Here is a 20,632-nt window from a genome sequence, read left to right as displayed (position 1 = left end):
ATGGTAAGCCAGGTTCTAAAAACACGTCGCGAAGTTGTCAGTGCAATTATTTGCACCTTCGAAGGTGGCCGCGAATGCGCCGCCGCTCAGATCGGCCTGCCGCTCAAGAAGTTTGATAATCACGCCTATGAAAATAACAACTGCCGCCCTTTGACGGATGTGCAGATTTTCCAGCTGGAACAAGTCACTGGCACCCAGCACTTTGCCAACTACGTAGCCGCAATGTACGGCGGCATGTTCATACCGATGACCCATCCAGAGAACCTGGACAACGTGGAGATGTACGCACGAGCTTTGCAGAGTTCGGCAAAACGGGGCACGGTCGATCAGATCATTGCCCAGGCGCTTGAGGACGGCGTGATCACAGACGTCGAAGCCGAGGCAATACAGAGCGCTCACACCCTGCACATGGCAGCACGGACCGCCGAAGTCTATGCCGCCATCGATCTCTACCGCGCCAAATCGGGGAAAGCCAAATGAACGCTCAGACCAACACCCTGGATTATCAGGAATGTATGCAGAACGCCGCATTGGCATTCCTTGAGCGTCATCAAGTCGAACACCTAGGCGACCTGTCGGCACTTCTAAACCGCACCGTCATTCACCTGGTGAGCAGCTTCAACGTGGCGGAACCGGTTGCAATCAAACTGACCTCCCTTGCCCACATCGAGCTGGTGGAAATCGCCTTCCGCCAGCGCCTCGATCTGGATTACAGCAGCAACACCGTTGTAGTGATCAAGGATCCGATCAAGGGGCTTTGCTGGTCCGTTCCCGTCAGCCTGATCTATGAACGCATCCTGAACGCCCCTGACAACGTGCGTTTGCGCTCCGCGAACTCTTAACACCCAACCCAACCAATCGCCGGCCCCACGTCCCGTGGGTTTGGGTGAGCTGCGCCCGAAATCGAGGTTTAACGATGGCAAACGCCGTAATTGTCACCACACAACTGCCCCCAGCAGAGGCCGAAGCGTTGCTGGCAAACCTGCGTGAACAGTATCGCTTGAGCCTCAACGAACACTGGTATGCCGACCAGTTCCGCTTTGTTGCGGACGGTCTGCGCCACGGCGCGATCCTCGCCCAAGTCCCGGTAATGGCTGCGCAAAAACGCCTTATGGCAGCCCTGTCCCACAGCCTCAAAGCAGTGAAGTAACCCCATGAAAGAAGATCTTCGCCACGACGTGCTGCAACGCCTCCAGTCCGACTTCGGGCTCAAGCACCGCACGGGCACCGACTACATGCGCGGCGGCACCTGTCCCAAGTGCAAAAAGAAAGAACTATATTCCCGGTTCGATACACCATGGATGGTGATTTGTGGTCGCCCTGAGAAGTGTGGCCACACCCTGCACGTGAAAGAGCTGTACGACGATCTATTCGAAGACTGGAGCAAGCGTGCACCGGCTACAGACCAGCACCCTAACGCCACCGCACGCGCCTATTTGGAGTTCGCCCGGGGCTTTCGGTTTGAACTGATCCAAGGTTGGTTCACTCAGGAAAGTTTCTATTCCCCTGAACACAACGCCGGCAGCGCCACTGTGCGATTCGTCCTGGAAAAAGGCGGCTGGTGGGAACGCCTGATCGATCAGCCGCACCGCTTCGGCAAGATGAAGGCTCGCTTCAAATCCAAGGACAGCTATCGCGGCGTCTGGTGGTGCCCGCCCTGCGTCGATCTGCTTGAAGCCAAGGAGATTTGGATTGTCGAAGGGATCTTCGATGCCATCGCCCTAGTGCACAACGACATCGCGGCCGTGTCTGCAATGTCCTCCAACGCATTCCCTGGGGACTCGCTCAAGGCACTGATTAAAACCCGGGAAGGCGGGAAGCTGCCCAAGCTGGTTTGGGCTTTGGATAACGAGCCAAGCGCAAACGCCTACACCAGGCGTTGGGTCCGCGAAGCACGTGCCCTGGGCTTCGTCTGCGAGTCAGCGCAGATCCCGCAACGCGACGGTCGCAAGTCAGATTGGAACGACCTTCATCAGCGCTGGAGCTTCATCCAGGACGACACCAAGCGTGCCGAACAGATCGCTACCGACCTCAAGCAAGCCCGCCACCTGGGAGCCTTGCTGTTGGCAGAGAGCGCGGCGGAAAAAGCCTTGCTCATGTACGACTGGAACAAGCGCGGGGAATTTCACCTCGGCTTCGGGAGTCGCCTGTACTGGTTCAAGTTGGACATGGAGAAATTCAACCGGGCCATGTCCGACATCGAGGACAGCGAGAACCACGACGACCAATTGCTTAACCAGGCGCAGCAGCGCGAAAAGGCGCTGCAACAGTCCGGCAGTGTTGTAGAGATTGCCAACTGCTACCCCCAGGCGCTGTATTTCCAGCGCAACGAGGTAACGGACGAGTCCTGGTACTACCTGCGCGTGGACTTCCCTCACGACTCCGAAAGCGTGAAAAACACCTTCACCAGCGGCCAGCTATCGGCCGCAAGCGAATTCAAAAAGCGACTGCTCGGTATGGCGGCAGGTGCCATGTTTACCGGTAGCGGCCAGCAGCTCGACAAGCTCATGAAGGATCAACTGTTCGGCATCAAAACCGTTTCAACTATCGACTACGTGGGCTACAGCAAGGAATACGCCTGCTACGTCTACGGCGATATCGCGATCAAGGACGGCACCACCTACAAGGTCAACAGCGAAGACTATTTCGAGTTCGGCAAGCTGCGCCTGAAAACCCTGCAGAAAGGCGTCCCCATCAAGCTGCAGCGCGAAGCAAAAGGCTTTGATGAAAAGTGGGTGCAGTTGCTGTGGACCTGCTTCGGCGCCCAGGGCTTTGTCGCGCTGGTGTTCTTCTTCGGCTCTCTGTTCTGCGAACAGATCCGCGCTCGCTACCAGTCCTTCCCGTTCCTGGAAGCCACCGGCGAGGCTGGCGCCGGCAAAACCACCCTGCTGAACCTCCTTTGGAAACTACTCGGCCGCGAAGGCTATGAAGGATTTGACCCTATGAAATCTACCAAGGCCGGGCGCTCGCGTCTGATGGGCCAGGTCTCTGGCATGCCGGTGGTGTTCCTGGAAGCCGATCGCCACAGCGATGATCGGGCACACGCTAAAACCTTCGAATGGGATGAGCTGAAAGACTTCTACGGCGGTGGCACCCTGGCTACGAAGGGCGTCAAGACGGCAGGTAACGAGACATACGAGCCGCCATTTAGGGGAACGATCGCTATCAGCCAAAACGCGGCCGTGGTCGCGCACGAAGCGATCATGACGCGCATCGTGAAGCTGCACTTTGTGCGCCCAACCGTCACACCGCAAAGCCGTGCAGCGGCTGACCAGTTGAACGCGCTGGATGGCGGTACTCTCAGCCACTTTCTGTTGCGAGCTGTAGGCAAAGAATCCGCGGTGCTTGAGCTGTTCGCCCAGCGTATGCCCGAACACGAAGCCAAGCTGCGCCGCCTGCACACCCATTGCTTCGCCTGCGACACCGCGTATGTCAGCGACCAGGGCAACTGCAGCAGTTGCGGCTATGACCTGCGCGTCTACATCCGGGTCGAGCGCATCAGCAAGAACCACGCTCAACTGCTCTCGCTGCTGGATGGCCTGCGCCTGGTCCTGAAATTGAGTGATCCCCAGGTCGCCGCCACCCAGCGCCAAATTGTGCGGATGGCCATCGAGCGCCAGGCCTCGATCAGCTCCGACCACGCGGCCGTGGCCGAGTTTTGGGAGGTCTACGACTACCTCGAATCCTTGAGTGAGGATCCAGTGGTCGACCACAGCAGTGATCCCACTGTGATTGCTATCAACCTCAACGAATTTTGCGAGCGCGCCGCCGAACACAAACAAAAGTTGGCCGACGTGGCCACGTTGCGCGACCTACTCAAAGAGTCCCGTTCCCGCAGGTTTCTGGATAGCAACAAGGCCGTACACAGCGCTGTACGGGCTGCATTCAACAGCCGCAACCCCTGTTCACAACCCCGGCCAACCACAGTGAAGTGCTGGACATTCAAGGCGTAAAGGAGAGCAAGACCGATGCAAATCCAAGTGTTGATGGGTAATGCCGGCGACGGCAAAACAAGCAAGCTGCAGTCAGTGCAGGACCGTTTGGACTTCACAGGGCAAAGCGCGCCAGTCATCCAGGCCGGTGCTTATGGGGAGGATGGCTTGCTGGAAATCCTGGAAGTCCGGGCAGCCGGTGGTCAGCGCGAAATCCTGGTGGACGACTGCAGCAGGCAACAGATTTTGAGAGTTTTGGAATGGCAATCATGTGTTGAACATGAGCCGAATTTTGACAACCTGGTGATCCACCTGGCCCGTAAAGACTGACCTTTTAAGAAACAGTGCCGAGGAGTTGCAGCTCCTCGACACCCAACCACAGCAGAGGGCTATACCATGCAAGCACAGAACCTAAGCAGCAGCGGCGCGAAGGCTACCACACCGGCACGCCACCTTGTGGCCACCGCGATCATCGGCGCGGCCGTCATTGGTTATCTGGTACACAAAACCCCAGAATCACGCACTCGTCTTGAAAGTCTCAGCCAGATGGCCAGCACCCTGGGCGAACTGAGCGAAACGGACGCCGCCGTCGTCGCTCAACTGCTCGCCATGCCGGCAACCCGGGGCGTATCACGCAATGTCTGACAGTCCTGCAGCACCAGCACGGCGTTTCCCTTGGAACATTGACTACACCAGCCTTTGCGATCAGTGCAGCAGGTGGCGCGCCCAAGGTAACCATGACAAGTGCAGCCAGCGGCGCCAGCTGCAGAACGCACATCTGCGCAACCACAAGCCTAAGCGGTAAGCCGCGTCCACCAGAAGATGCGCTTCCAGATACTTGGCCCGGAAACGGGCCTTTTTGTTTCCGATCGTCAGACTGTCGATACACAAGCACAGCGTTAGGGGTTTACATGAGTGGGGTCGAAGCTCGCGGGAAATCCGTGAGAATCTATTTTCAGTACAACGGGGAGAAATGCCGGGAGGCAATCCCGGGCGGCAACACTCCGGCCAACGTTGCCCAGGCTAAACGCATGGTCGAAATCATCGAATACGAAATCCAGGCCGGCACGTTCGATTACGCACGGCACTTTCCCAACTCGGTCAAGTTGGTGGAAAACACCTTCGGCCACTACCTGGACCTGTGGTTAAAGATCAAAGCCAATAGCGTGGCGGCGTCCAGCTATCGGGGTTACGCCAATAAGGCGGAGGTTCATGTACGGCCGCGCTGGGGGAAGGTACAGATCCAGAATATCGACCACCTGGACCTACAGGAATGGATACAGGTAACCCTTTCGAAAACACTCAAGAACAAGACCATCCGCGACATCATCAGCAACGTACGCCAGGTGTTCCGGCTCTATCGCACCAGGATGAAAGTGGCGCACGACCCGACCGAGGGTTTAATGGTACGACTGCCAGATCCCGAGGCACCCGACCCGTTCACCAGGGCAGAAATCAAACAGATCCTGGAAACCCATACCAACCGCACTCAAGAGCTGTTGATGGTTCAGTTCATGATATGGGCCGGCCCCCGGGTGTCCGAGACCATCGCCCTGGCATGGGAAGATGTGGATCTGGCGCAAGGAACCGTGACATTCCGCAGATCTAAGGTGCGCGGGGCTTACCGGGTGACGAAGACCCGCCGTTCAACGCGTAAGGTTCGACTACTCGCCCCGGCCTGGGATGCTCTGCAGAAGATCGACGCGCTGAATCGCAAAAGAAAGGCCGAAACCGTGGATATTGTCGAACGAGACAACAAGACGGTAAGGCAGCACAAGCTGCACTTTGTCTTCTTGAATACGAAAAGCGGTTTACCGCACGTCAGCGACTTCGTGGTCAGGGATAGGTTTTTCAAGGCTCACTTGCTCGCGGCCGGGGTTCGCTATCGTGGGCCTGGCCAGTGCCGGCACACGTACGCCAGTCAGCTGCTGACCACAGGAATAGCGTCGATCGACTGGATCGCCGAACAGATGGGACATACCAACGGGAATATGATCCGTCAGCACTATGGAACGTGGATCAATGAGGACGGTCCGGATGTCGTGGGGATGCTGCAATTGGCATTGAAATTATAGTTCACTCTCTAAGAAATCATCTAAGTTAAGGGTGCTAGCGCAATACTGATATGCGCAGCACCACTAATACGCCGCACCGATGTCACAGGCTACCAACTCAAATAATCCCCAGCATGTCCCCATGCACCGCACTCACGCCTCTGCATTGCTCTTAGCCAAATAAAATTCAGGCATGTGAATTTTATACGTCCGATAAAACGCGGCTAATGGATGTGAGAACCCTGGCCGACGAGCTGCCCAGCGTTTCGCATTCCAGCCGCACTCGACAAGATCGGAAGCGACGAAAACAAACTCTAAAGTATCCGTAAAAAAAGAAAGCAAATCTTTGTAGTTTTCATAACCAAAGCTATTTGTTCCGTGAACGAAATAATTTCTAGTTAAAATTGCCGTAGCAAGAACCATATCAATATCTACAAAGTCATCGCCAAAAGCTTCACGTATAACACTTGACCTACTTAGGACTTTAAGCCTTAAGCTCTTACCACCCCAAAACGCAAGTGTGTTTGAGATTTGAGTTCTTTCAGGACCTTCAGCTAACTCTCTGATTATCTTCTTACACCGTGCTCTCGCGTCTCGCGCAGCTTCAGATAGGTCTCCTATATCAGGATAAGTCGAGTCGGGCAAAATATCAAAAGCGTTTGCAGCCGCGACTAATCTATTCTCATCATATGTTCTTCCATTTTTTTGCCAGTTAATGATTCTCAACCTAGCAGGTAACCAATCATTGTGGCGACTCATCCAGCGTTGAAACACAGAATAAAACTCTGCTCCACTCTCCTCTGGCGTAATGGGAATATCTCTTAAGTTACTCGCTTCTAAATCGCTTGAGGCAGGAGCGTAGCTCCAATGCACTGAGACTTTTTGGTCCTGCACTGAAGCAGAATCAGCGCCTCCAATTTCAGCCTCTATACTTTTCACACCTTGATAGCGTCCAGCCACCACAGTGAAAAACAAAGACAATGCAACAACATCATCAAGAATCTCGTCGAGGCTTTTGAGCGTATCAAACTTTAGAACGGCATTAACGATGCTCGGGCATTGTATTCCCGCATGACCGCTGACATCAGATCTGAAATCAAAATCGGCAGCGAAATTTCCGATCCCTATATCCACAGGGACACTATCAGGCACACCAGAAAAGAAAAAAATTGCTGGGCTCTTACCTATAGCAATCTTTCTAGAGGGAAAGCTACTCTCTAAAATAGTTTGAAGCTCTAAGGGGTCTGGAGATGCTGACCCGAATGTGTCGCGAGCAGAAAATAGTAATCCAACGTCATCTGTCTGAAAGGAAACCGAACTGAATATTCTTTCATCTTCAGCTATGTGACGACTTCCAATTAATGCGTAATGCGGGAAGGACCGTCTCTTGAAAACAAACTTCGGGTAGAGCCCCTCTGGGTACGATGGTTCTCCGACACACTCATGCAAACTGATTTTTTTATGATCGAGAGACTCGCCGTAAAGAGAATGTGGTTCAGAGGCATAAGGAATTTTATGTCGACTGGTTAACATTACATTCGAATGTTCACCATCTAAAAGAAGCTCACCCAAAAATTGGGTTCCCTCTAGAGTAAAACAACAAAGCGTCTTTTCAGATTGCGACACAAGTTAACTCCCTGAGAAACAGCACCAATACTGCATCTATAACGCTCCCCTTTTGTACCTGGTAGAAGCCAAGCTTACTTTACCCTCACCAACTCGCTTCTTCTATACGCGGTGTCTTTCTAGGCCCATAAGGCGCTAACCATCCCATCTGGGCACCTGGTTGGTGATTGCACGGCCGTGGCCACAGATTGGCCCTTTATCTTGGACAAGCAGGTTCAGCCGCCCCCCTCCAGTCCCAGATCTGTCCCATATGGCCATTTTTCAGACGCCAAAAACCACAAACCCCCGACTTTCTCTAGGAAAATCAGGGGTTTGCGTTTTCAGAATGTGGCGGTGAAGGAGAGATTCGAACTCTCGATACAGTTTCCTGTATACACACTTTCCAGGCGTGCTCCTTAAGCCACTCGGACACTTCACCGTATCTCGGCAAACTGTTCAGTCTGTCGAGGCGCGCTAATGTAGTCGAAAGCTTTTCCGATGGCAAAGGTTTTTTTCAGAATTTTCATGCGGTTAAGCTTGGTCGGGCATTTCAAACGCGCCTGGGCATGGCAAACCGGCCAATCTTCGGGGCTATGCAGACGCTGCTCTATAGATGAAGGCGAAGCAGGATGGGCGGGCCAGGCTGTTTGCAGGGCCTTGGGCTGACCGGTGAGTCAGTCACGGCGCTTTACCTGACCTGCGGCGGTGAGTAACGTCTGCGTCACTTCTCTTACAAGGAATAGCGTCATGAGCGACTTGATTGCCTACCATCTCGAAGACGGTATCGCGACCCTGACCTTGAACAACGGCAAGGTCAATGCCATCTCGCCAGATGTGATTGCCGCGTTCAACGCAGCGCTGGACCAGGCGACCGCGGATCGGGCGGTGGTGATCATTACCGGGCAACCGGGGATTTTGTCGGGTGGTTACGATCTGAAGGTGATGACCGCCGGTCCCAAGGAAGCGGTGAGCCTGGTCACAGCCGGCTCGACCCTGGCGCGTCGCTTGTTGTCGCACCCCTTCCCTGTCGTTGTCGCTTGCCCGGGGCATGCGGTGGCCAAGGGTGCGTTCCTGCTGCTCTCGGCGGACTATCGCATTGGTGTGGAAGGGCCGTTCAGCATCGGCCTGAACGAAGTGCAGATCGGCATGACCATGCATCACGCCGGTATCGAGCTGGCCCGTGATCGCCTGCGCAAGTCGGCATTCCATCGCTCGGTGATCAATGCCGAGATGTTCAATCCGCAGGGCGCCGTGGATGCCGGTTTCCTCGACAAGGTGGTGTCGGCCGAAGAACTGCAGGGCGCGGCCCTGGAAGCGGCGCGTCAGTTGAAGAAGATCAACATGACAGCCCACAAGAACACCAAACTGAAAGTGCGCAAGGCTCTGCTGGATACGCTGGACAGTGCGATTCTGCTGGATCAGGAGCACCTGGGTTAACGCTGTAGGAGCTGTCGAGCGGAGCGAGGCTACGATTGGTAATGGAAAGATCGCAGCCTCGCTCCGCTCGTCAGCTCCTACGAGCCCAGCGAGAGCAAACTCCCTCACCACCGGTGCAGCCATCCCCTAGAGCCAGGCTTTTTTCCTACGCGCGTCGTTTAAAAGTCCGCAACCGCTCTGGGCCGCTTCTGTCACGACGCGTGGAAACATGCGCTTAAACATCGTCCATCTCCTACCTCTATAGCGGCAATTGCCGAAAACAGTGCACATCCGTACACTGCGCCACCTTTTGTCCCGATGGGGCCTGTAGATGCTGTTTGTATTGCGTATGTTGTTGATGGGCCTGCATTTTGTATTGGCTGGCGTGCTCGGGGTGATTCTGGGGCTGTGCCGGCCGTTCAACCCGGACAACAGCCGTTTATGCGCAAGGTTGTACGCGTTGCCGGCGATGTGCATTTTGCGCCTGCGGGTCCGCACGCAAGTCGACTCGCTGGTGAATAAGCCCAACGGCTGCGTCATCATCGCCAACCACCAATCCAACTACGACCTGTTCATGTTTGGCAACGTGGTGCCGCGCCGTACCGTGTGCATCGGCAAGAAGAGCCTGAAATGGGTGCCGCTGTTCGGGCAATTGTTCTGGCTGGCGGGCAACGTGTTGATCGACCGCGGCAACGCGATCAAGGCCCGAAAGTCGATGCTGACCACCACCCATACCTTGCAGCACGAGGACACCTCTATCTGGGTTTTCCCGGAAGGCACGCGCAATTTGGGCGAGGATCTGCTGCCGTTCAAGAAAGGCGCCTTCCAGATGGCAATAGCCGCCGGAGTGCCGATTGTTCCGGTGTGCGTCAGCAGTTACATCAAGCACATGCGCCTCAATCGCTGGCGCAGCGGTGACATCCTCATACGTTCATTGCCGGCGATTCCTACGGCCGGATTGAGTATGGATGACATGCCCCAGCTCATTGCCCAATGCCGTGAACAGATGCGCGAGTGCATCGCGACAATGGACCGGCAGTTGCAAGCCGCCTGAATGGAAACCCGCCCCCTCGGCGGGTTTTCTTTTGCCGCCGAACTCCGCAGATTTTGCTGACTCTCAAGCTACAGGGCGCGTTAAGCTGGACGCTGCCTGCCACTGCCATTTACAACAAGAAGTGAACCACCATTATGGGTAGAGTCGTTGCTGCTGCGGTCTACAGCGCCGGTAAGAAAGTCACTAATATCACCCTCGACGAAGGCAGCGCCTGGGCTGCCAAACCTGGTCATTTTGTATGGATTGGTCTCGAAGAGCCGAGCGCCGTGGAGCTGACCAACCTGCAGCGTCAATTCAACCTGCACGAATTGGCGATCGAAGACGCCATGGAGAAACACAGCCGGCCCAAGTTGGAGACCTTTGGCGATGCGCTGTTTATCGTCACGTATTCGCCGATACGCAAGGACGGCAAGCTGCTGTTCATCGAAACCCATATCTTTGCCGGCAAGGGCTACATCATCACCGCTCGCAACGGCCACTCAGCGTCCTACGCCCACGTCCGGCAGCGCTGTGAGGCACGTCCGCTTTTGCTGAAACACGGGGAAGATTTCGTCCTCTACGCCATCCTTGATTTCGTGATTGAAAACTACCAGCCAATGGGTGAGGCCATTCACGCCGAAATCGATGAGCTGGAACACAATGTCATGTGCAGCTCCCTGAACGAACGGGACATCCAGAACCTGCACAGCTTGCGCCGCGACGTATTGCGCCTGCGCCGTTACGCGGCGCCAATGGTGGAGATCAGTGAAGAGTTGCAGAAACTCGACTTCCCCTTTATCGACAAGAACATGAGCCCGTATTTTCGCGACGTGCAGATTCATGTCACGCGGCAAATGGAAGACCTGACCACCCTGGCCGACATCGCCAGCCAGACCATCGAAGTCGGCGTGCTGCTCGAAGCATCGCGCCAGAGCGTGGTGCAGCGCAAGTTCGCGGCTTGGGCGGCGATCCTGGCGTTTCCCACGGCCGTGGCCGGGATCTATGGGATGAACTTCCAGGACATGCCGGAGTTGAGTTGGCAATACGGCTATTTCGCGGTGCTGGGGGTTATTGCGGTGGGCTGCTCATCACTGTGGTGGAGCTTCAAGCGATCGGGGTGGCTGTAGGCGAACAGAGGAATTTGTGTGGGGTTCACCGTCGGAACGCCGCCCGAAGCAAGCTCGCTCCCACAAGGGATTTGCGTCGTACACAGATCCAGTGTGGGAGCGGGCTTGCTCGCGAAGACGGCGGCACATCCAACATCAACGCCAACTGATTCACCGCGATCGCGAGCAAGCTCGCTCCCACATTAGAGAGCGGTAATCTTTAGCCTTGGGTGGCTTCGGTCTGCGGCTTGTGAGCGACGAAACGCATCATCCACTCCGCCACCGTGGTGCCATGGTGCTCGTGGGCAAGGCTCGCCACGCCCTGGCTATAGATCTGCTCGCCGAGGTGTTGCTGGCGAATCTCCAGCAAGGCCCGGGAATAATCATGGATGAACTCCGGGTGACCCTGGAAGCACAGCACCTGGTCGTTGATGTGGTAGGCGGCAAACGGGCAGAAATCGCTGGAGGCGATGACCGTCGCGCTTTCGGGCAATTCGGTGACCTGGTCCTGATGGCTGATCAGCAAGGTCAGTTCTTCCATCACCGGGCTCATCCAAGGCGCCTTGGCGGCGAGTTTGTAGCGATGGGTGCCGACGCCCCAGCCTTGGGTGGCGCGTTCGGTCTTGCCGCCCAGCAACAACGCCAGCAGCTGATGACCAAAGCACACACCAAGCAATTTATCGCCGCGCTGGTAGCGCTCCAGCAGGTAGCTCTTGAGGGTTTGAATCCAAGGGTCGGTGCCGAAGGAGTCAGCCTTGCTGCCGGTCACCAGATAAGCGTCGAACTGCTCGTCATCGCTGGGGTAATGCCCCTCCATCACGTTGTACACGACGAATTCGGCCGCGATGGGCTGCTGCGAAAACAGGCGCTGGAACATCTGCCCGTAACCCTGATATTGGTCGACCAGTTCCGGACGCAGGATATCGGTTTCCAGAATGCAGATGCGTAGCGACATAAAAAATACCTGACACGATGATGGGAATATTGCACACCCCAGAGCCTGCCCTGAAACACGGCCCCAAGGCAAGCCCCTTCCCGGGTCTTTCAGAACAGTTCGTGCCGGGCGGCTTTCTCCAATAGCAAGGCCGGCGGTGAGAAGCGCTCGCCGTATTGCTCGGCCAGATACTGGGCGCGACTGACAAAGTCCTGCAGGCCATATTGATTGATGAACTGCAGTGCACCGCCGGTCCAGGCCGCGAAACCAATACCGAAGATCGAGCCGACGTTGGCGTCAGCCGTCGAAGTCAGCACCCCCTCCTCCATGCAGCGCACGGTTTCCAGGGCCTGGATGAACAGCAGACGATCACGGATATCCTGCGGGGAAATCTGCCCGTCGGCTTTCTCGAAGCGGCTTTTGAGCGACGGCCACAGGGACTTTTGCCCATTGGCCGGGTATTCATAGAAACCGGCGCCGGCGGCCTTGCCCGGTCGCTTGTATTCGTTGAGCAGCAAGTCAATCACGGCGAACGCCGGATGCTCAATCGGCGTTTTCCCTTCTGCGCGCAGGTCCTTGGCGGTTTGCGCGCGGATATGGCTCATCAGGCTGAGGGAAACTTCGTCAGAGATCGCCAGAGGCCCGACCGGCATCCCGGCCTTGCGCGCTTCGGTCTCGATCATCGGCGCACTCACGCCCTCGCCGAGCATGGCGATGCCCTCATTGGTAAAGGTGCCGAATACCCGGGACGTAAAGAAGCCGCGACTGTCGTTGACCACAATCGGCGTCTTGTTGATCTGCAGGACAAAATCGAACCCCCGGGCCAGGGTCGCGTCACTGGTGCGTGCACCCTTGATGATCTCCACCAGGGGCATTTTCTCCACCGGGCTGAAGAAGTGCAGGCCGATGAACTTCGTCGGGTCCGGCACAGCCATGGCCAGGCCGGTGATGGGCAAGGTCGAGGTGTTGGAAGCGATCACCGCATCGTCGCCCACCACTGCCTGGGCGGCGGCCGACACACTGGCTTTCAGAGCGCGATCTTCAAACACCGCTTCGATGACCAGGTCGCAGCCGGCCAGGTCGGCGTTGCTGTCAGTGGGGTGAATCCGCGCCAGCGTGGCTTCGCGCTGTTCGGCGGTGAGTTGGCCGCGGGCGACCTTTTTATCCAGCAACGCCGCCGAACGGGCCTTGCCCTTCTCGGCCGCCGCCAGATCGACATCCTTGAGGACCACTGCGATGCCGGCCACGGCGCTGACATAGGCGATACCCGCCCCCATCATGCCCGCGCCGAGCACGCCGACTTTTTTCGTCAGATACGGCGCAAAACCCTGTGGGCGAGAACCACCGGCCTTGATCTCGTTGAGCTGGAACCAGAAGGTGCCAATCAGGTTCTTCGCCACCTGGCCGGTGGTCAGTTCGGTGAAGTAGCGGGTTTCGATCAGGTGCGCGGTGTCGAAATCAACCTGGGCGCCCTCCACCGCAGCACAGAGGATTTTCTCCGGCGCCGGCAGGCAACCCTGGGTCTTGTTGCGCAGGATCGAAGGGGCGATTGCCAGCATTTGCGCAACTTTCGGGTCAGACGGCGTGCCACCCGGCAGTCGATAGCCCTTTGCATCCCAGGGTTGGATGACGCTGGGGTTGGCAAAAATCCAGGCCCGGGACTTGGCCAGCAGTTCGTCACGATCCTTCGCCAGCTCATCGATCAAACCGGCCTGCAGCGCTTGTTGCGCATTGACCTTCTTGCCCTCGAGCAAATACGGCAAGGCCTTTTCCAAACCGAGCAGGCGCACCATCCGCACCACCCCGCCACCGCCTGGCAACAGACCGAGCGTGACTTCCGGCAAGCCGAGCTGCACCGACGGCAGGTCCAGGGCCACGCGATGATGGCAGGCCAGGCAGATTTCCCAACCACCGCCGAGGGCCGCGCCATTGATGGCCGCCACCACGGGTTTGCCCAGGGTCTCCAAGGCACGCAGTTGGGCCTTGAGCAGCAGGACCATGTCGTAGAAAGCCTTGGCCTCGGGCTTGCCGACCTTGATCAATTCATTGAGGTCACCGCCGGCGAAGAAAGTGTGCTTGGCCGAAGTGATGATCACACCGGCAATCGAGTCCTTTTCAGCCTGCAAACGGGCGACGCAGGCGGCCATGGCCTCACGGTACACCGCGTTCATGGTGTTGGCGCTCTGGCCCGGCATGTCCAGGGTCAGGACGACGATCCGGTCCTGGCCGGTTTCGTAACGAATGGCATCGGTCATGAAAAAGTGTTCCTTGAAGTCGGGCTCAGAGGCGTTCAATGACGGTGGCAATGCCCATGCCGCCGCCGACACAGAGGGTCGCCAGGCCATAGCGCAGGCGACGCACCTCCAATTCGTCGAGCAACGTGCCAAGGATTGCGCACCCCGTAGCGCCCAAGGGGTGCCCCATGGCGATGGAGCCGCCGTTGACGTTGACCTTGGCCGGGTCGATGGCCATGTCCTTGATGAACTTGAGCACCACCGAGGCGAAGGCTTCGTTGACTTCGAACAGGTCGATGTCCTCCACCCGCAACCCGGCCTTGGCCAGGGCCTTGCGGGTAGCCGGCGCCGGGCCGGCGAGCATGATGGTCGGGTCGGTGCTGGTGACGGCGGTGGCGACGATCCGCGCCCGGGGTTGCAGGCCCATGGCGCGCCCCTTGGCTTCGGAACCGATCAACATCAGCGCGGCACCGTCGACGATGCCGGAACTGTTGCCCGGCGTGTGCACGTGATTGATTCGTTCGACGTGGCTGTAGACGCGCAGCGCCGTGCCATCGAAGCCCATCTGGCCCATGGCTTCGAAACTCGGTTTGAGCTTGCCCAGACCTTCGAGCGTGGAGTCGGCGCGGATGAATTCGTCGTGGTCCAGCAGCACGATGCCATTCTGGTCCCGCACGGCGACCAGGGATTTATTGAACGAACCGTCAGCCCGGGCACGCGCCGCTTTTTGCTGGGAATGCAGCGCATAACCGTCGACATCCTCACGGCTAAAGCCTTCCAGCGTGGCGATCAGGTCGGCGCCGATGCCCTGGGGAACGAAGTGACCGTGCAGGTTGGATTGCGGGTCCAGCGCCCACGCGCCGCCATCGCTGCCCATGGGCACCCGGGACATGGACTCGACGCCGCCGGCCACCACCAGGTCTTCGAACCCGGAACGCACTTTCATGGCCGCCAGGTTCACCGCCTCCAGGCCCGAGGCGCAAAACCGATTGAGTTGCACGCCTGCCACGCTGACATCCCAATTGGCCACCAGCGCAGCAGTCTTGGCGATATCGGCCCCCTGTTCACCCACCGGGGTCACACAACCGAGCACGATGTCATCGACCTGGCTGGTGTCCAGATCCATGCGCTGCTGCAAGGCGCTGAGCAGCCCCCCCATCAGGTTCACCGGCTTGACGCTGTGCAAGGCGCCATCGACCTTGCCCTTGCCACGGGGCGTGCGTAATGCGTCGAAAATCAAAGCTTGGGTCATGACGTCCTCGAAACTACGGGGGTAATGCGATGCCTTCAACCATAAGCCCAGCGGCGCCGGATTCAATGACCACAGCGCTCAATGGCGTTGACGGCCACGCTCAGACGAACGGTAGCGAGCTATCGGGTTAACCGATTCAGGAGGGCAAGCTGTCTAGCAAAAGGGCCGGCAGGAAGGTGGCAATAGGCCTCATAGCCTTTTTAGAGCAACCTGTACCAAGCTGATATGAATTGGATCTAAGCCAAGGCCGCCGCGGCCCCTAATGTAATCCTTGTACAAGAAAGTCGTCGGGTTTTGCCGAGGCGCTTGTCGAACAGGAAGTGCAACGCCAGCCGCCATGGATATGCAGGCTGGCTTTTAGGAAATAACAATAAAGGCGGGTCAGCCATGTTCAAACATTCGAAAGTTCGCCAAGCCGGACTCATTCTCTTTGCCACGACGCTGCTGTTGATTTTGCCGAATATCACCAAGGTGATTGGCTGAATCCTGCGCGAGGGCATCTGCATCATCCGTTAGTTGTGTCGCCAAAAAATGTGACGGGTTCTCTGTTCGAGCCGCGATGGCTGTGCCAACCTTTGCGGCACCCCTCGACATGGAAGGCGATCGACTTGAAAGCTCTTATTGTGTTCGGGGCGTTGCTGCTCAGCACGCCCCTTTATGCCGCGCAACTGGTGCTGGAGTTGGGCGCGGGCACGCGCACCTGGCAAACCGAAGAACTGCTCAAGCACCCGGACGCTCAAACGGTCCAGATCGCTGATGACGTTTCCTACAAGAAACCCATGAGCTATCGAGCCGTGCCGCTGACGGCTCTATTGACGGGCATCCAGGCGGACGACCACCTGCAAGCCGTTGCCCTGGACGGCTTCGCTGCCGAAATGCCTGCGGCGCCGTTACTCAACAAGAGTGGCGCCCGAGCGTGGCTGGCGATCGAGGACCCGGCCAAGCCCTGGCCGCCGCTGGGGGAAGGCAAGCACAGCGCCGGGCCTTTCTACCTGGTCTGGACCGATCCGCAGGCTGGCCACATCAGCCCGGAGCAATGGCCCTACGCGGTGGCGACCATCAAGCGCCTGTCGGCCGTGGCCGAACGCTTCCCGGCCCTGCTGCCGGCGCCCAACCTGGCCAAGGACGACCCGGTCAATAAAGGTTTCGAGCTGTTCCAGAAAAATTGCCTGGCGTGCCATCGGCTCAATGGCGCGGGTGATGCGCAGTTCGGCCCGGACCTGAACATCCCTTTCAACCCGACCGAATACTTCTCCGGGGATTTCCTCAAGCGCTACATTCGCGACCCGCAAGCGCTGCGTCGCTGGCCCCAGGGCAAGATGCCCGGGTTCTCGGCAGCGGTGCTGCCGGATTCGGAGCTGGATTTGCTGGTGGGTTATTTGAAGCATATGGCGGGACGCAAGCAGCCATTGGCCCCGTGAGATCGCTTTTTTTGTGGCGAGGGGATTTATCCCCACTGGGGCGCGAAGCGGCCCTGAACCCAGACTCCTCAGTGTGCCAGACGGATTGAGTTGTCTGTTTTGGGTTGCTTGCAGCCCAGCGGGGATAAATCCCCTCTCCACAGAAGCGCCCTCGTCGGAAGGTTATTGTTGTTGCACCGTGATCACCGGTGCAGCAGGCACGACCAGCTTGGCATGCATCTGCTCGCAACCACCGCCGCGGCGCATGCCACGCACCGGGCAGGCGTCCAGGTAATCCAGGCCCACAGCCAGCTTCAGGTGGCGCTCCGGACGAGCCAGTTGGTTGGTCACATCGAAGCTGTACCAGGCGTCGTCAAGCCAGGCCTCCGCCCAGGCATGGCTTGCCAGGTGTTCGCTCTCTTCGCTGAACAGATACCCCGAGACATACCGCGCCGGCACCCCCAGGCTACGGGCGCAGGCCAGGAAGGCGTGGGTGTGATCCTGGCACACCCCGCTACGACCGGCAAAAGCCTGCGCCGCACTGGTCTCGACCTCAGTGGTGCCAGGGGTGTAGATCATGTGCTGGTTCAGCCCGTGCATCAGGTCGATCAGCGCCGTGCGATCGCGACGCTGCTGGCATTGCTGCGCGGCGAAGGTGCGAAGGGCCTCGTCCGCCTCGGTCAGCCGGGTGAAGCGCAGGAACGGCAGCGCCGATTGGCTCTCGTGCTCGGCTTCGCGCAACGGATCGATGTCCACCTGTCCGCGGGCGCCGATGATGACCGTTTCGTGGGGTTCGTCCAGGGTCAGTACGTGAAGGATGTTACCGAACGGATCCAGCTGCGCCCGCACCGGCCGGGGCAAATCCAGTTGCCAGCTCAACACATGCTGGCGTTCGCTGTCGTGGGGCGTCAGGCGCAGGTACTGGATGCTGGCGCGCACCTGATCTTCATAGTGGTAGGCCGTTTCATGGCTGATCGAGAGTCTCATATGACCTCCAGGTAGGAACTGTGAATGGCATTGCCCAGTTCACGGACCAGTGGGATGAATTCGGTGAGCCAGGCATGCAGGCCCCCGTCGAGGATTTCATTGATGCCGGTGTAGCGCAGGCGTGCGTCCATTTCCGCCGCCAGCCGTTGTGCCTGCCGACCGTTGGTGCCCGGCAGGCTCGCGAGGATCTGGTTGATTTCTTCGGTACAGGCGCGCAGCGAACGCGGCACATCGGCGCGCAACAGCAGCAACTCAGCCACATGGCGAGCGCCCGGGGCGTCACGGTAGATCTCGGTGTAGGCCTCGAAGGACGACAAGGCCCGCAACAAGGCGCTCCATTGGTAATACGCGTGGGCCGTGCCATCGCTGACCGTGTCGGCCTGGTCGCCGGCCATTTCGTAGCGGGCGTCGAGCAAGCGCAGGGTGTTGTCGGCCCTTTCGATAAAGGTCCCCAGGCGAATGAAGCGGAACGCGTCGTTGCGCATGATGGTGCCGTAGGTTGCACCACGAAACAGGTGGGATCGCTCCTTGATCCACTCACAGAAACGGCTCATGCCGTAGCGATTCAAGCCCTGCTCGGCGATACCGCGAATCTCCAGCCAGGTGGCGTTGATGTTCTCCCACATGTCGGCGGTGATTCGTCCACGCACCGCGTGGGCACTGGCTCGCGCGGCGCCGAGGCAACTGTAGATACTGGCCGGGTTGGCCGCTTCCAGGGCAAAGAAATGCAGCAGGCGCTCGGCGTGCAGCTCGCCGTGTCGCTCCCGGTAATCATCCAGCGTGCCGGTGATCAGCAATGGCATGGCCAGCTCGTGCAGGCCGTCGCCACGCCCGTCCTGGGGCATAAGTGACAACGAATAGCTGACGTCGAGCATCCGTGCGAGGTTTTCCGCGCGCTCCAGGTAGCGCGACATCCAGTACAGGTCCGAGGCGGTTCTACTCAGCATGGCAGCTCCTCAATCCTCGACTACCCAAGTGTCCTTGGTCCCACCGCCCTGGGATGAATTCACCACCAGGGAACCTTCGCGCAGCGCCACCCGTGTCAGCCCGCCAGGCACCACGCGGGTCTCACGGCCAGCGAGCACAAACGGCCGCAAGTCGATGTGGCGCGGGGCGATGCCGTTTTCGACAAAGGTCGGGCAGGTCGAGAGCGACAGCGTCGGCTGAGCGATGTAGGCGTGCGGCTTGGCCTTGATCCGTTCGCGGAAGGCATCGATCTGCGCCGTCGTCGCGGCCGGCCCCACCAGCATTCCATAACCGCCGGAACCCTGGGTTTCCTTGACCACCAGGTCGGGAAGATTCGCCAACACGTGGGACAGCTCGGCAGGATTACGACATTGCCATGTAGGAACGTTCTTCAGGATCGGCTCTTCGTCCAGGTAAAAACGGATCATGTCGGTGACGAACGGGTACACCGACTTGTCGTCCGCCACGCCCGTGCCGATGGCATTGGCCAGCACCACGTTGCCGGAACGGTAGGACGACAACAGGCCCGGCACCCCGAGCATCGAGTCCGGATTGAAGGCCAGTGGATCGAGGAACGCATCGTCGAGGCGACGGTAGATCACATCCACCGCTTTCGGGCCGTCGGTGGTGCGCATGAACACTTTGTCATCGCGCACGAACAGGTCGGCGCCTTCCACCAATTCCACGCCCATCTCCCGGGCCAGGAAAGCGTGCTCGAAGAACGCGCTGTTGAAACGCCCTGGCGTGAGCACCACGACACTGGGATCGTCCAGCGGGCTGGAGCTTTTCAGGGTATCGAGCAGCAGGTTCGGATAATGGTCGATGGGGGCGATACGCTGGGCGGCGAACAGTTCGGGGAACAGGCGCATCATCATCTTGCGGTCTTCGAGCATGTAGCTGACGCCGCTGGGCGTACGAAGATTGTCTTCGAGCACGTAGTACGTGCCGTCACCGTCGCGCACCAGGTCGACACCGCAAATGTGCGCGTAGATGTCACGATGCAGATCCAGCCCTTGCATCGCCAGTTGGTACTGCTCGTTGGCCAGCACCTGTTCGGCGGGAATGATCCCGGCCCGGATGATCCGTTGTTCGTGGTAGAGATCGGCCAGGAACATGTTCAGCGCCTTGACCCGCTGGATGCAGCCACGTTCGACCACCCGCCATTCACTGGCCGGGATGCTGCGCGGGATCGTGTCGAAAGGGATCAGGCGCTCTGTCCCCTGCTCGTCGCCGTAGAGCGTGAACGTAATGCCAGCACGATGAAACAACAGGTCGGCTTCGCGCCTGCGTTGCGCCAGCAGCTCATCAGGCGTTTCAGCCAGCCAGCGGGCAAACGCCTGGTAATGCGGGCGGACCTGGCCGTTGGCATCGTACATTTCATCAAAACCGCTGCGGATCATGCCGTACTCCTTGTCACCCTGGCAGCAAGGCTTCGCAAGCCCCGTGCCATCGGCATAAACGCTTTATGATCAACGGGTTGGATTCTCCTCTGACAGGCCGCGCACTTTTCTAGTGCAACAAATGCCCCCACCCCGCTGTCCCCCGCTTCATTGCGACGCAGGGGCGTCGCTCTGCTGAGCATAGTCACGGAAAAACGACGCGGCTTGATCTGGATACAGTTAGGTACAAAACCTGGCGCTTGTGGTGTTGCCGGGGGACATGCTCGCCTATTCGGCGTCCGCCACAAATCCCTGTGGGAGCCAAGCTTGCTCG

General features: G+C 58.3%; 18 protein-coding genes and 1 tRNA gene. 11 read left to right on the top strand and 8 right to left on the bottom strand.

Going from position 1 to position 20,632, the window contains the following annotated elements:
* The 7 genes from AB4O22_RS05100 (at nucleotide 1) to AB4O22_RS05070 (ending at nucleotide 6,007) form a co-directional block, all read left to right on the top strand.
* Nucleotides 1-480, top strand: a complete 480-nt coding sequence (locus AB4O22_RS05100) for a YmfL family putative regulatory protein (protein ID WP_460106106.1) — start codon at nucleotides 1-3, stop codon at nucleotides 478-480.
* Nucleotides 477-842 carry a hypothetical protein gene (locus tag AB4O22_RS05095; RefSeq protein ID WP_460105747.1) on the top strand — a complete coding sequence of 122 codons (366 nt, stop codon included), beginning with the start codon at nucleotides 477-479 and terminating at the stop codon, nucleotides 840-842. Before AB4O22_RS05100 ends, AB4O22_RS05095 begins: the two co-directional genes overlap by 4 nt.
* A gap of 74 nt (nucleotides 843-916) precedes the next feature.
* Complete coding sequence (locus tag AB4O22_RS05090; RefSeq protein ID WP_288912154.1) at nucleotides 917-1,150, top strand: hypothetical protein; 234 nt, start codon at nucleotides 917-919, stop codon at nucleotides 1,148-1,150.
* A gap of 4 nt (nucleotides 1,151-1,154) precedes the next feature.
* Entirely contained in the window at nucleotides 1,155-3,953 is a 2,799-nt protein-coding gene (locus AB4O22_RS05085) for a toprim domain-containing protein (RefSeq protein ID WP_460105749.1), read from the top strand.
* A 15-nt stretch (nucleotides 3,954-3,968) separates the two neighbouring features.
* Nucleotides 3,969-4,262, top strand: a complete 294-nt coding sequence (locus AB4O22_RS05080) for a hypothetical protein (RefSeq protein WP_460105752.1) — start codon at nucleotides 3,969-3,971, stop codon at nucleotides 4,260-4,262.
* Nucleotides 4,263-4,328: 66 nt separating this feature from the next.
* Nucleotides 4,329-4,577 (top strand): hypothetical protein, encoded by a 249-nt coding sequence (locus AB4O22_RS05075; RefSeq protein ID WP_460105755.1) that lies wholly within the window; start codon nucleotides 4,329-4,331, stop codon nucleotides 4,575-4,577.
* 266 nt (nucleotides 4,578-4,843) lie between these two features.
* Nucleotides 4,844-6,007, top strand: coding sequence for an Arm DNA-binding domain-containing protein (locus tag AB4O22_RS05070; RefSeq protein WP_460105757.1), 1,164 nt, complete (start codon nucleotides 4,844-4,846; stop codon nucleotides 6,005-6,007).
* Between the two features lie 132 nt (nucleotides 6,008-6,139).
* Here AB4O22_RS05070 and AB4O22_RS05065 read toward each other — a convergent pair whose 3' ends face one another.
* Both AB4O22_RS05065 and AB4O22_RS05060 read right to left on the bottom strand, forming a co-directional pair.
* Nucleotides 6,140-7,612, bottom strand: coding sequence for an ApeA N-terminal domain 1-containing protein (locus tag AB4O22_RS05065; protein WP_460106705.1), 1,473 nt, complete (start codon nucleotides 7,610-7,612; stop codon nucleotides 6,140-6,142).
* Nucleotides 7,613-7,940: 328 nt separating this feature from the next.
* Nucleotides 7,941-8,030 (bottom strand) — tRNA-Ser (locus AB4O22_RS05060).
* Nucleotides 8,031-8,338: 308 nt separating this feature from the next.
* Here AB4O22_RS05060 and AB4O22_RS05055 point away from each other — a divergent pair.
* The 3 genes from AB4O22_RS05055 to AB4O22_RS05045 all read left to right on the top strand — a co-directional run bounded on the left by AB4O22_RS05055 (nucleotide 8,339) and on the right by AB4O22_RS05045 (nucleotide 11,167).
* Complete coding sequence (locus AB4O22_RS05055; protein ID WP_013693979.1) at nucleotides 8,339-9,028, top strand: crotonase/enoyl-CoA hydratase family protein; 690 nt, start codon at nucleotides 8,339-8,341, stop codon at nucleotides 9,026-9,028.
* A gap of 310 nt (nucleotides 9,029-9,338) precedes the next feature.
* The gene (locus tag AB4O22_RS05050) at nucleotides 9,339-10,061 is read left to right on the top strand and encodes a 1-acylglycerol-3-phosphate O-acyltransferase (RefSeq protein ID WP_003204165.1); all 723 of its coding nucleotides are present in this window, start codon (nucleotides 9,339-9,341) and stop codon (nucleotides 10,059-10,061) included.
* A gap of 134 nt (nucleotides 10,062-10,195) precedes the next feature.
* On the top strand, nucleotides 10,196-11,167 hold the full coding sequence (locus tag AB4O22_RS05045; protein ID WP_003204167.1) for a magnesium and cobalt transport protein CorA: 972 nt from the start codon (nucleotides 10,196-10,198) through the stop codon (nucleotides 11,165-11,167).
* A gap of 199 nt (nucleotides 11,168-11,366) precedes the next feature.
* Here the strand turns inward: AB4O22_RS05045 and AB4O22_RS05040 are convergent, their stop codons facing one another.
* From AB4O22_RS05040 to AB4O22_RS05030, 3 genes are all read right to left on the bottom strand, one after another.
* Nucleotides 11,367-12,101: an amidotransferase gene (locus AB4O22_RS05040; protein ID WP_460095960.1), complete on the bottom strand. Its 735-nt coding sequence runs from the start codon at nucleotides 12,099-12,101 to the stop codon at nucleotides 11,367-11,369.
* An 89-nt stretch (nucleotides 12,102-12,190) separates the two neighbouring features.
* On the bottom strand, nucleotides 12,191-14,335 hold the full coding sequence (locus AB4O22_RS05035) for a 3-hydroxyacyl-CoA dehydrogenase NAD-binding domain-containing protein (protein WP_460095959.1): 2,145 nt from the start codon (nucleotides 14,333-14,335) through the stop codon (nucleotides 12,191-12,193).
* Between the two features lie 25 nt (nucleotides 14,336-14,360).
* The gene (locus AB4O22_RS05030; protein ID WP_028237411.1) at nucleotides 14,361-15,566 is read right to left on the bottom strand and encodes an acetyl-CoA C-acetyltransferase; all 1,206 of its coding nucleotides are present in this window, start codon (nucleotides 15,564-15,566) and stop codon (nucleotides 14,361-14,363) included.
* A 608-nt stretch (nucleotides 15,567-16,174) separates the two neighbouring features.
* Here AB4O22_RS05030 and AB4O22_RS05025 point away from each other — a divergent pair.
* Entirely contained in the window at nucleotides 16,175-16,987 is an 813-nt protein-coding gene (locus tag AB4O22_RS05025) for a c-type cytochrome (protein ID WP_003204173.1), read from the top strand.
* A gap of 162 nt (nucleotides 16,988-17,149) precedes the next feature.
* Here AB4O22_RS05025 and AB4O22_RS05020 read toward each other — a convergent pair whose 3' ends face one another.
* Genes AB4O22_RS05020 through AB4O22_RS05010 form a run of 3 tightly spaced genes read right to left on the bottom strand, consistent with a single transcriptional unit; the run spans nucleotide 17,150 to nucleotide 20,319 of the window.
* On the bottom strand, nucleotides 17,150-17,953 hold the full coding sequence (locus tag AB4O22_RS05020) for a transglutaminase family protein (RefSeq protein ID WP_003204174.1): 804 nt from the start codon (nucleotides 17,951-17,953) through the stop codon (nucleotides 17,150-17,152).
* Nucleotides 17,950-18,900 carry an alpha-E domain-containing protein gene (locus tag AB4O22_RS05015; RefSeq protein WP_003204175.1) on the bottom strand — a complete coding sequence of 317 codons (951 nt, stop codon included), beginning with the start codon at nucleotides 18,898-18,900 and terminating at the stop codon, nucleotides 17,950-17,952. The genes AB4O22_RS05020 and AB4O22_RS05015 overlap by 4 nt, the downstream gene beginning before the upstream one ends.
* Nucleotides 18,901-18,909: 9 nt before the next feature.
* The gene (locus AB4O22_RS05010; RefSeq protein ID WP_003204177.1) at nucleotides 18,910-20,319 is read right to left on the bottom strand and encodes a circularly permuted type 2 ATP-grasp protein; all 1,410 of its coding nucleotides are present in this window, start codon (nucleotides 20,317-20,319) and stop codon (nucleotides 18,910-18,912) included.
* Nucleotides 20,320-20,632: the final 313 nt, after the last annotated feature.

The sequence above is a fragment of the Pseudomonas sp. S3_B11 genome, from assembly GCF_054667715.1.
The sequence above is the reverse complement of the archived record's forward strand: the minus strand, read 5'-3'. Positions and strand labels throughout refer to the sequence as shown.

Coding starts and splice junctions, on each gene's coding strand:
- AB4O22_RS05100 (WP_460106106.1), top strand. CDS start 1: ATGGTAAGCCAGGTTCTAAAAACACGTCGCGAAGTTGTCAGTGCAATT.
- AB4O22_RS05095 (WP_460105747.1), top strand. CDS start 477: ATGAACGCTCAGACCAACACCCTGGATTATCAGGAATGTATGCAGAAC.
- AB4O22_RS05090 (WP_288912154.1), top strand. CDS start 917: ATGGCAAACGCCGTAATTGTCACCACACAACTGCCCCCAGCAGAGGCC.
- AB4O22_RS05085 (WP_460105749.1), top strand. CDS start 1,155: ATGAAAGAAGATCTTCGCCACGACGTGCTGCAACGCCTCCAGTCCGAC.
- AB4O22_RS05080 (WP_460105752.1), top strand. CDS start 3,969: ATGCAAATCCAAGTGTTGATGGGTAATGCCGGCGACGGCAAAACAAGC.
- AB4O22_RS05075 (WP_460105755.1), top strand. CDS start 4,329: ATGCAAGCACAGAACCTAAGCAGCAGCGGCGCGAAGGCTACCACACCG.
- AB4O22_RS05070 (WP_460105757.1), top strand. CDS start 4,844: ATGAGTGGGGTCGAAGCTCGCGGGAAATCCGTGAGAATCTATTTTCAG.
- AB4O22_RS05055 (WP_013693979.1), top strand. CDS start 8,339: ATGAGCGACTTGATTGCCTACCATCTCGAAGACGGTATCGCGACCCTG.
- AB4O22_RS05050 (WP_003204165.1), top strand. CDS start 9,339: ATGCTGTTTGTATTGCGTATGTTGTTGATGGGCCTGCATTTTGTATTG.
- AB4O22_RS05045 (WP_003204167.1), top strand. CDS start 10,196: ATGGGTAGAGTCGTTGCTGCTGCGGTCTACAGCGCCGGTAAGAAAGTC.
- AB4O22_RS05040 (WP_460095960.1), bottom strand. CDS start 12,101: ATGTCGCTACGCATCTGCATTCTGGAAACCGATATCCTGCGTCCGGAA.
- AB4O22_RS05035 (WP_460095959.1), bottom strand. CDS start 14,335: ATGACCGATGCCATTCGTTACGAAACCGGCCAGGACCGGATCGTCGTC.
- AB4O22_RS05030 (WP_028237411.1), bottom strand. CDS start 15,566: ATGACCCAAGCTTTGATTTTCGACGCATTACGCACGCCCCGTGGCAAG.
- AB4O22_RS05020 (WP_003204174.1), bottom strand. CDS start 17,953: ATGAGACTCTCGATCAGCCATGAAACGGCCTACCACTATGAAGATCAG.
- AB4O22_RS05015 (WP_003204175.1), bottom strand. CDS start 18,900: ATGCTGAGTAGAACCGCCTCGGACCTGTACTGGATGTCGCGCTACCTG.
- AB4O22_RS05010 (WP_003204177.1), bottom strand. CDS start 20,319: ATGATCCGCAGCGGTTTTGATGAAATGTACGATGCCAACGGCCAGGTC.